Annotated in this window: 3 protein-coding genes; 2 read left to right on the forward strand and 1 reads right to left on the reverse strand. The window is 49.5% G+C overall.

The features are described from left to right. The coding region (locus ABYW01_RS20515) for a substrate-binding domain-containing protein (RefSeq protein ID WP_372836349.1) at positions 1 to 658 on the reverse strand (658 nt) is incomplete at its 3' end. A 297-nt stretch (positions 659 to 955) separates the two neighbouring features. Here ABYW01_RS20515 and ABYW01_RS20520 point away from each other — a divergent pair. Together ABYW01_RS20520 and ABYW01_RS20525 are read left to right on the forward strand one after the other, a co-directional pair. Beyond that, positions 956 to 1,582 carry a TetR/AcrR family transcriptional regulator gene (locus ABYW01_RS20520; protein WP_372836351.1) on the forward strand — a complete coding sequence of 209 codons (627 nt, stop codon included), beginning with the start codon at positions 956 to 958 and terminating at the stop codon, positions 1,580 to 1,582. A gap of 41 nt (positions 1,583 to 1,623) precedes the next feature. Beyond that, the coding region (locus ABYW01_RS20525; protein WP_372836352.1) for a hypothetical protein at positions 1,624 to 1,938 on the forward strand (315 nt) is incomplete at its 3' end.

Here is a 1,938-nt window from a genome sequence, read left to right on the forward strand (position 1 = left end):
AACGTGAGGTAAGTGATTCAGCTTCTTTTCGGTTCCAATTCGCGTACAGGAAACGGTCCAGGATGATTTCATCCTTGTTGGCGTTGAAGACTGACAGAGCGCCTTCGTTGCGGTCGATCGAGGCCGGTGTCAGTTGATCACCCCCGATAGCCAGAAAATGATAGGGTTTGTTGCTGTCTTGACGGCGGGCACAATCGAGCAGCGCCTGCATCATACGGGCACCGGCAGTGAAGTTGTCTGGGGTAATTGCTCCCAGCAGATTGCCATGTTTACCGCCGGGCTCGCCTACGCGCGGGCGTTGTTTTGGCAGGAAATCGTTCAGCAGCATCAGGGTGCGGATATTTCTTTTATGTGCGGCGACAAGAATCTTTTCCGCAGCCTGTTCCTCATTTACCAGAATGAGGTAATCGGGGGGTGTTTCACGTTCCGTGACTTCTATCCCTAATTCGGCCATACGCACACGGTTGCGTTGGGCGTAAATGACCTCCAGATCAATCTGGAAATCATCGGCCGCGGCCCGCATCGTTTCGGTGACCATGTCCCAGAAACGTTCCCCTTCCTTGCCGGGATTAACGAAAGTCACACTCATTGCCTGAGTGGTGCCGGAGACTAAAAACAGTACGCATGAGAATAGAAAACGCCTGACCGAACTTTTCATGATTATTTTTCTCGTTCGAGAACTACAGGAAGCTGTATTGTGCCCAGAAATTGGGAGTAGGTTCAAATAGAAAATAGTACAGGTGGTCAGGCCTGTTGAGATGTTTATATCTTGGTCAATTTTCAGTAAGAATTATCAGGGTTCCTTCAGTGTATATAGTAGACAGCTGTCTGCTAAGCCTTCAAAAGAGAAATAATATTTTACATTCTGAACAGTGTTCACTATCCTTGTTTGTAACTTAACTGAACAGTGTTCATTAACTGTCAGTCATTCCAGTATTTTAACGAGGATAGCCTCATGGCCAGACGCAGTGATCATTCCCGCGAGGAACTGCAGGAGATGGCATTAACCGCCGCTGAAAACTTGTTAGACCAGCAGGGTGGTGCGGCGCTTAGCACGCGTAAAGTTGCCGCGGCGATTGGTTACTCGGTCGGTGCGCTCTACCTTATATTTAAAAACCTTGATGACCTGTGCTGGCAGATCAATGCCCGTACATTGCGTGGTCTGATGAATGCTCTGGATCAGCAGGTCGACGCGCCTACACCGCGCGCGCGTCTGAAAGGCTATGCTTCTGCGTATCTGAGTTATGCCCAGCAATGGTCGCATCGCTGGGCGCTACTGTTTGATCACAACGCAAACGAAGGGGATGAGTCACCGGAATGGCTACAGGCAACAATCGCTGAACTGTTTACCCGTATTGAAGCGGATCTGGCTGAACTTTACCCGGAGGAAGCGCCAGAAGACATTACGCTGGCGGCCCGCACATTGTGGAGCAGCGTGCATGGTATTACCCAACTGAAATTGCGCGACAAGCTGTTTTTTGGCGGTGAATCTGCGGCACAGCAGATGACCGACAGCCTGATCGACCGTTATCTGGATGGCTGGACGCCGTCTGACGCATCTGTAGGAGGAGTGACAAAGTGAAAGACCTGATTAAACACAAAGGATTTCTGGCCTTTATCACTATGGCGTTTATCAACGCCTTTGTCGATCTGGGCCACAAAATCGTTATTCAGAACACCTTGTTTAAGGCCTATGACGGTGAAGTTCAGATCCTGCTGACGGCCGTTGTTAATGGCCTGATCCTGCTGCCATTTATCATGCTATTCACGCCTTGTGGTTATATCGCTGATAAGTACCCGAAGAACGAGGTGATGCGAAAATCGGCCTGGGCTGCTGTGGCGATCACCTTGCTGATTACACTCTGTTATTACCAGGGTTTGTTTATCGCTGCATTTGGTTTGACTTTCATTTTGGCAGTTCAGAGTGCGTTCTATTCG

Origin of the sequence: Pontibacterium sp., from assembly GCF_041587635.1 — a bacterium.
Classification (GTDB): Bacteria; Pseudomonadota; Gammaproteobacteria; order Pseudomonadales; family Balneatricaceae; genus Pontibacterium.

Bases quoted from the DNA above. Each gene is read 5' to 3' on its own strand.
- ABYW01_RS20520 (WP_372836351.1), top strand. From the start codon at position 956: ATGGCCAGACGCAGTGATCATTCCCGCGAGGAACTGCAGGAGATGGCA.